1 protein-coding gene is annotated in these 9410 nt (G+C 51.8%); it reads right to left on the bottom strand.

The annotated features are described in order from the left end of the window. Positions 1-9088, bottom strand: a 9088-nt coding sequence (locus tag DFQ00_RS27870; protein WP_146236235.1) for a non-ribosomal peptide synthetase, incomplete at its 3' end; no start/stop codon positions are given. Positions 9089-9410 lie beyond the last annotated feature (322 nt).

Below are 9410 nucleotides of genomic sequence, written 5' to 3'. Positions count from 1 at the left end.
TCATCACACCCTTCGGCTTGCCCGTCGTGCCCGACGTGTAGATCACATACGCCAAATCCTCGGGACGAGCTTCATGCAAGCTGTCCACGCCAACAGCATGCACATCATCCACCCTATTGGCATGACGCTCGTCGCCGCCGTTCACAGCCCCCGTTAGCTTGCCGGAGACTGGCTCAGCATCACTGCTGGAGCCTTGGCCAAAGCCCTGCATCGGTGCGTTCATGCGTTCCTCGCTGTACGACGCTTCGTCGTCGAGGTACAGCACCTGCCCCAGTGCCAACTGCTCTTCACCCAGCCAAGCTTCCGCACGCTCTCGCAGTGGTGTTTGCGTCAGCAGCACCTTCGCACCACTGTCTTCGAGCATGAAGCGCACGCGGTCGGCCGGATAATCCGGGTCGAGCGGGACGTATGCCCCGCCTGCTTTCCAGACAGCCAATACAGCGACCAGCAGATCCACCGAACGCTCGGCGAGAATACCCACGATGGACTCTCGGCCGACGGCACTTGCACGTAGTGTAGCCGCAAGGCGATTCGCCCGCACGTTCAGCTCTGCATATGTCAGGCGGTCGTTCTCGTACACAACGGCTTCCGCTTCTGGCGTGTGCCCCGCCTGTTCCTCGAACAGTCGGTGGAACGTAGCCACAGGAGCCACTTCCGGCTGCGCCGGATTAAACGCGCTGACTATTTCTTCTTTTTCTGCCGCTGTCAACAGATCCAGCTCCGCAATCGTAGCATTCGGACGGCTTACGATCGCCGCAAGCAAATGTATGAAATGAGCCGACAATCGGCGGATCGTGCTTTCTTTATATAGAGCTGTTGCGAATTCAAAGCTGCACTCCAGTCCGCCATTTTCTTCAGTTACATCCACACTCAAGTCAAACTTAGCCATACCGTATTCACTAGGATACGGGCATAATTTCAGCCCTTCCAGCTCAAACTCTGTCTCCTCCAGATTTTGCAGGGAAAACATCGTGTCAAAGAGCGGGTTACGGCTTAAATCATGGCTAACCTGCACTTGATCAACAAGTTCTTCGAACGGATAATTCTGATGCTCGTAAGCACCTAGAGTCGTTTCTTTTACTTCTTCCAGATACGATATAAAGGTCTTCTCTGAAGCCGGATAATTGCGAAGTGCCAGCGTATTAACGAACATTCCGATCAAAGGCTGTGTGTCTGCGTGCGTTCTGCCCGCAATCGACGTCCCGACAATCAAATCGTCCTGACCTGTGTATTTATGCAAAAGCACGGTATAAGCCGCAAGCAGCACCATATAGAGCGTCGCTCCTGTTTGAGAGGCCAGCTGCTTTAAGCCATCATTCGTTGCCTCGTCCACAAAGGAGGTCAGCGTTTGTCCCTCAAAGCTCTGCACGGCAGGTCGCGGGTAGTCTACCGGCATTTCCAGAACCGGAAGCTCACCCTGGTAACGGTTCAGCCAGTACACTTCCTCGCGTTTCAACTGCACTTTTTGCTCGTCTGACTGCTGCCATACCGCATAATCCTTGTACTGAACACGTAAGGGCTCCAATGACTCGCCGCTATACAGACGAACAAGCTCCTCAATTAACACGTCCATCGAAACTCCGTCGGAGATGATATGGTGCATATCAAACATCAATAAATAACGTTCGGTTGCCAGCTCTACGAGCTCCGCACGCAGCAACGGCGGCTTCGCCAAGTCGAAAGGCCGGATAAAATTCTGCACGACCTCCGGCGCTTCTTCCTCCCTCGCGTAACGGTGCTCAACAGCAAAATCAAAGCTCTCATAAATATGCTGTACAGCTTCGCCCTGTACGATCTCAAAGCCGGTTCGCAGCGTTTCATGCCGTTCGATCAGTCCGCGGAATGCCTTCTCCAGCAGCCTATGATCCATCAATCCTTCAAGCAGCAGCACACCCGGCATGTTGTAGCTCTGATCTGCTCCTTCCAGCTGATTGAGAATAAACAGCCGTTTCTGAGCTGAGGAAAGTGGATAATATGCTCTTACATCTGCCAGCGGAATTGACGAGAACGACTGCTTCTCAATCCGGGAGATGGCAAGAGCCATCTTTTCAATACTTGAATAGCGGAATACGTCTCGCAAAGGCAGCTCAACGTTCAGCTCCTGGTGTATCCTGCTTACCAATGTCGTCGCCCGCAGAGAATGCCCGCCAAGATCAAAAAAGTTGTCATGAACCCCGATGTGCTGTAATCCGAGTACTCTTTTCCAAATTTCAGCCAAGCTAGCTTCCAGCGGAGTCCGGGGTGGAATGTGTTCTTCACCAGGCTGTAAGCTCTCTTCCGGCGCGGGGAGAGACCTGCGGTCTACCTTGCCATTCGTCGTGAGGGGAAGACGCTCCAACTGAATCAGATACGTCGGGATCATATAGACCGGCAGTTCCTGAGAAAGCATTGCCTTCAAATCGGTCGCTGTAAGCTCATGGTCTGCTTCATAATAGGCACAAAGCTGCTTCTCGCCGGACACGTTTTCCCTAGCGAATACGGTTGTTTTCCGAATCCCCTCCACTTTCTGAAGCTGGACCTCAATCTCGCCCAACTCAATGCGGAAGCCGCGGATTTTCACCTGATCATCCGTCCGTCCCACGTATTCAATCGTGCCGTCCGGCAGCCATTTGGCCAAATCCCCCGTTCGGTACATGCGCTCTCCTGGCACAAACGGATTATCCACAAATTTCTCAGCCGTCAACTCTGGACGGTTATTGTAGCCCCGTACCAAGCCTTCTCCACCGACACAAAGCTCTCCAGTTACGCCGATCGGCAGAAGTTTATTCTGGCTGTCAACGATATAGACCGTCGTATTGCTGATTGGCCTCCCAATAGAAACGGTAAGCGCTGACTCATCAACGAAGTCGACCGGAAGGCACGTGGTAAATATCGTGCTTTCCGTCGGTCCGTACACATGGTTGAGCTTACCCGCTCCAAGATGGGCGAGTGCTTTACGCACATGACCAACCGAGACACGCTCTCCGCCAAACAAAATCGCCCGCACATTCCGAAAACAATGGACGTTCACATCGACAAGCACGTTGAAGAAAGCCGTTGTAATAAACATGACCGAGATGCGCTGGCGCTGAATGAGATCGGCCAATTGACCAATCTCCAGTAAGGTCTCGCGGGGAACCAGCACCAGCCGGGCCCCGTTAGTCAAAGCACCGAAAATATCGAAAATCGCCCCGTCAAACGAATAGCTAGAAAGCTGAAGAACATGATCGCGATGGGTAATATCGATATAATTTGTACTTCGTACGACCCGCACGATGTTGCGGTGAGAAACAAGGTTGCCTTTCGGCTTTCCTGTCGTGCCTGATGTATAGATGACGCAGGCCAGATCTGTCGCTTCGACTCCCAGATTCAGATTTGTTCCGTCCTCGTGATAGAAGGACTCCTCATCCAGTAAAATCACAGAGTCCAAGCCTGCCACGCGCTCACGCAAGCAGCTTTGCGCCAGCATCACTCGCACTCCCGAATCCTCGATTAAGAAACGGATACGATCCTCGGGATACTCCGGGTCAATCGGTACGTAAGCGGCTCCGACTTTGTGTGCCGCGAGTATGCCTACCACCATTTCAATGGAACGTTCAGCCATAATGGCGACCAGATGGCCTTTGCATATTCCTTGGCTACGCAAGGTACGGGCAAGACGATTGACGCGTTCATTCAACTCGCGATAGGTCAGCTCTTGCTCATTTAAAGTGATAGCCGCAGCATTCGGGATGCACTCTGCGTGCTCTTCGAACAATTGAATGAGCGTTTTCTCACGCGGAAATTCCGTGGTCGTATCGTTAAAACGTCCGAGCAGGTCACTCTTTTCCATCTCCGTCACGAGTTCCAGCTCGCCCACAGTTATGTCCGGGTTATTCGTCACTTGCTCCAGCACATGCATGAGATGCCCTTTGAGTCGCTCGATGCTGTCTCTGTCAAACACGTCGGCGTTAAAATCAAACCGAATTTCGATCGCTGCTCCCGGCACCACAGTCACGTTGAAGTTATAGTTCGTCTGCTCCTCCATCTGAACGTCAGTGATCGTCAGATCCCCGTGCTGCTGGTCACCCATCTGCTCCATCTGCTCGTCCACCGGATAGTTCTCAAAAGCGATGATATGATTGATCAGATTCTGCTTTTGCACACTGCGGGCTTGAATTTCATACAGCGGATAGTAATCATAACGCCCGGAGTCCAGCGCACGTTCCTGGAGCTTCGTCATCAGGTCGGCGAACACGGTGTCTGATTCACTGGTGACGCGGACTGGCACCGTATTAATGAATAGCCCGATCATGGACTCGATGCCAGGAATTTCAGCCGGTCTTCCCGCCACGACACTGCCGAATACGGCATCGTTTGTTCCGTTATATTTTTGCAAAATGACACCCCAAGCGGCTTGCAGCAACGTATTGACCGTAATCAGGCGCTGTTTCGCCACCCGATCCATCCTCTCGCTCAAGTCCTTGCCAAGCTCGGCGGTGACATGATCAGCTGTAAATCTGCTGTTCAATGCCTGTTCCTTTTGCCCAGGGAGCAGGATTTGCCCTTCATACCCTGCCAGATATGCCGTCCAATAGTCGGATGCCGCCTGATCGTCCTGTTTCTCCAACCATTCGATATAAGCGCCATAATCCGATCCCTTATGGACTACTGGCTGATTACCGGAGGTCAAGGCCGAGTATATCTCAAACAACTCCTGCGTCAGTTGTGCCAGGCACCAGCCATCCATCAAAATATGCTGGAAGCTCCAAATCACATGATAACTTTGCTCCTCCGTGCGTAAAATGGTAAACCGAACGAGCGCGTCATGTTCCATATCGAAGCCACGAAGCTTGTCATGCTCCGCCTTTTTATGCAAGTACGCTTGTCTCTCGTCCGCCTGCAAATGAAGCAACTCTTCATATTCAAAAGCGGCCGGCTTATCACGGTATATGATTTGCAGCGGCTCGCCCGTTGGTCCTTTTGCAAAATTCGCCCGCAGCACCAGATGACGTTTCGCAAGCTCTCTCCAGCTGCTCTCGAAAAGCTCGACGTCAAGCGCCCCCCCCATCGTAAACTGCGTCTGCTCGAAGTAAGCTGCCGTTTGCCGATCAAGCTTGCTATGGAACCACATACCCTTCTGCATCGGCGTAAGTGAGTAAATATTTTCGATTTCCCCAAGATGGCCCGAGCGCCGGGCGATATGCTCCAATTCCGCAATGGTCAAGCCTTTAAACTGCACATCGCTCGGCGTCAATTCAGTGTGTTCTTTGCCTGCGCAATGCCTTATGAGTTCTCGGAGACTTTGCTCTAGTCGCTCGGCTAAGGCTACCATCGTTTCCTTACGATACTGCTTCCGACTGTAGCTGAGATCGAGTGATAAAGCTCCGTCCAGCACCATTCCGTTGATGTCCAGCACAAAGCTACGGGCCTGCCGGTCGCTGGCCGGACTGCCGCTGGAATAAGAAGATATTCCGATCTCATCCTGATTGACATCATCGTCGAACTGGCCGAGATAGTTGAAATTAATTTCCGGCTCTGCGCCCCAAACTACACCATCCTCCGATTGGGATAAATAGCGGCATACGCCGTATCCAAGCCCCTTGTTCGGAATAAGGCGCAAGCTTTCCTTGACCCGTTTAATCTGATAGGACAAATCTTGGTCGGTTTCTGGTTGCAGAACGACCGGAAACTTGGTTGTAAACCAGCCAACTGTACGCGTAATATCAATATCCGTTCCAATGGATTCACGTCCGTGTCCCTCAAGATTGATTCGCACCCGTTCATGTCCTGTCCAATCGTGAACAGCAATGCCAAGTGCCGTGACCAAAATATCATTCATTTCGGTGTTATACGCCTGATGAACCCGCTTCAGCAGTAACTCTGTTTCCTCAGGAGTCAATTGGACAAACAGCGACTCACTATCCTGCTGCGTCGTAACGTCTGCCTGCATATCCTTCGGCACCGCCGGAACTACAATTTGTTCCACAGCCTGCCAATAGGCCCTTTCCTTCGCCATCTCCGGGCTTTGCGCGTAAGTAGCCAACTGCTCGGACCAAGTGCGGTACGCGTCCGTTTTCTCCGGGAAACGAATGATCTTATTTCGGCTGGCCTGCTCGTAACCGAGGGCAAAATCCTCCATCAAAATGCGCCAAGATATGCCGTCTACCACGGCATGATGAACAGCGAGCAGCAAATGATCGCCGTCCGCGCACTGGAACAGTCCCGCCTTCATGAGCGGTCCGTTCTCCAGGTCGATCCCTGCTTGAATGTCCGTTGCCTTCGCTTCCACAGCCTGCGCGGGCTTATCCGCATCCTTGAAGTCGGACACCTCCAGCGTGAACAGCTCGCCTTCCTGGATGCCACGAGTGCGCGCGCTAAAACCTTTCTCGGTCTTACAAAACACCATCCGCAAGGCGTCATGATGCTCAACAAGCTGTTGCAGCACCTGACCTACCGCCACTTCGTCGAAGCGTTCCTTCCGATACAGCATCACCGACTGGTTGAAATGATGAGGTTCCACAAAGCTGCTCTCAAAGAACCAATGCTGAATCGGCGTCAACGCCGTTTCACCCGTTACTTCGCCTTGATCAATGGTACGTCCGATCGGCTTGACATGCAGACTGAGCTGAGAGATCGTCGGATATTTGAACAAATCCCGGATTTCCAGCTTGTACCCGGCTTGATGAAGCCGGGAAGATACTTGAATGGATTTGATCGAATCTCCGCCCAACTCGAAGAAATGATCCGTTACCCCGACACGATCGGCGTTCAATACGGTCTGCCACACATCTGTAAGCGTTTTCTCGGCTTCATTGCGAGGAGCTACGTATGCGCCGCCAGTCAGTGCGTTTCCTTCCGGGGCGGGCAAAGCCTTGCGGTCGATTTTGTCGTTCGGCGTAAGCGGCATCCGCGGAAGCTGAACAAAATGCGCCGGAATCATATAATTTGGTAATTTTTGCGCCAGCTCGCTTCGCAGTTCATTGAGTGTAAGCGTGTGGCTCGCAACCAGATAAGCGCACAGTTCTTGCCCGCTTTTACCTTCACGCGCCAGTACAATTGTCTCCTGCACGGCGTCGATCTGCAGAAGCTGCTCTTCAATCTCCCCGATCTCGATTCGAAATCCACGGATTTTCACCTGATGATCAATTCTGCCCAAATACTCCAAATTTCCGTCCGGCAACCAGCGTGCAAGATCTCCTGTGCGGTACAGTCGTTCTCCCGGCACAAACGGATGTTCCACGAACTTTTCTGCTGTCAGCTCCGGTTGGTTCAGATAACCTCTCGCAAGTCCAACACCTGCTACGCATAGCTCGCCATCTACTCCTGGAGGCACAAGCTGCAGATGGGCATCCAAAATATAAATCCGGTGATTAGCAAGCGGGCGCCCGATTGGAATCGCTCTGCGCTCCGACTGCTGCTCCTGCGCATCCCAAAGCGTTGTAACAATCGAAGCTTCGGTCGGGCCGTAGGCATTAAAATAGTGGACCTTTGCTTTCCACTGCTGCACGAATTCAGCCGATACCGCTGATCCTCCCGTTACAAGTTTCGTTAAACTGGGAAGGCGGTCCGGGTTCAAGTGAGCACTGTACGTCGGAGGCAAAATCGCCGCCGTAATCGCATACTCGTTCATATAATTCTCGAACAGGCGAGTGTCGAGAATTGTTTCGGTTGTCGGAATGTACAAAGTCGCACCAAAATAGAGCGCTTTGAACACTTCCCAGCAGGATGCATCAAACGACAAACTGGCGAACTGAACAATTCGGTCATGCTCCGTGATGCCCAGCCTGTCCGCATACATCAGCTTCAAGCTAACCAAACCACGATGCTCCAGCATAACCCCTTTGGGTTTGCCCGTCGTACCTGATGTATAGATGACATAGGCCAAATCATTCGGGCCGTTAACCTGCTCCAGGTTTGAGCCATCGTCGCCATAAACTTGCTCGTCATCAAGCGCCAATACGGCCCCTTCGAACGTTACTTGCTGTAGCAATTCCTTTTGAGTCAGTAGCAATTGCGCATTTGAATTGTCAAGAATGTAGTGGATACGTTCTTCCGGGTATTCGGGATCAATTGGCACGTAGGCACCGCCAGCCTTCAAAACCGCTAGCATGCCAACGACCATCTCCAGCGATCTTCTGACCATCAAGCCCACCAGCTGATTGGGCAAAATACCGACCGATCTTAGCTTGCGCGCCAGCCGATTCGCTCGCTCGTTCAACTCCGCGTACGAAAGCTTCCGATCCTCAAAAACAACCGCCGTTGCCTCGGGTACCCGCTTCGCTTGCTCTTCTACGAGTTGATGAATCGTTCGATCATGGAAATAGGCTTGCTCCGTATCGTTAAAGGTGTGTAACAATTGATATTTCTCGTCTTCCGACAGTATGTCTACACGCACAATGTCCAGTTCCAACTCATGAAGTCCCACAATCAGCAGACGATTCAGATGGTCGACAACCCGGGTCATGAACTCGGAGTCATATAAGTGCTCGTTATATAACAGCGATAGCTGTATCGTTCCCCCGTTTAAACTGAATTCAAAGGAACAATCTGTGAATACGTTTTGCTGGACTTCGTGCAGATGCAGCTCCTTAAGAGAAACTAACGTATGGATAACGGGTATCCCGTCCACATATTGCAGGTCCAGCTTCTCCGTCATTTTCAAGAATGGAATATGTTGATGCTGAATTGCTTCCGGCAAGGATGTCCTCAGCTCGCTTAGAAGTGTTTTAAAGGTCGTCCCCGCCAATAGCGAGTTCTTTACAATGACCGTATGATTAACAGATCGACGTGTTTCCGCCTTTTTCCGTACAATCGGCATACCAACCAGAATGTCAGAAACGCCTGTATATTTATGTAAGAGCGCCTGCACACCCGCGAGCAAAATCATAAAAGCAGCCAGCGGAGCGCCCTTGCTCATCTGCAGGATGCGCTGCGCCGCATCCTCGGAAAGCGAACCCTCGACGGTTTTCATCACGGGTGCCAGAGAACCTGGAGCTTTGCTGTAGGGCAGTCGCGTCAAGGTATAATCATCGCTACTAAATTGTTCGTTCCAAAACATCGTTTCTTTTTCAAAAGCCACCTGGATCGTTCCCCTCTCTTCATCGGTAAAAGCAATCCGGCGGAGCATATGCTGTAGCAACGCTCCCCGCCTTTTCAAGATGTGCCAGCAATTTTAATGAATTTTGCCAGGTCACCGCTTCGGTTACCCGACAAGCCGCCTAGAAATAGGCCTTCGTTTAACATTCAATTTGGAATTGGGTTTTGGGGTGCACAAGGGATATTTCTCTCCCATTGATGTATGGCCTGCTGTGGGGTTCCGGCCGGCAGCAGGAAGTCGGTCGTACCTCCGGATTCGGCACCGGAACTGCCTTTATGGAAATCTGGATTATAGGGGCATGGATATACTCTATGTACAATTGATATATTTCCCCCGCATCCCTGATGTGGAT

This window comes from Paenibacillus barcinonensis (genome assembly GCF_003217495.1).
Taxonomy (GTDB): Bacteria; Bacillota; Bacilli; order Paenibacillales; family Paenibacillaceae; genus Paenibacillus; species Paenibacillus barcinonensis.
The sequence above is the reverse complement of the archived record's forward strand: the minus strand, read 5'-3'. Positions and strand labels throughout refer to the sequence as shown.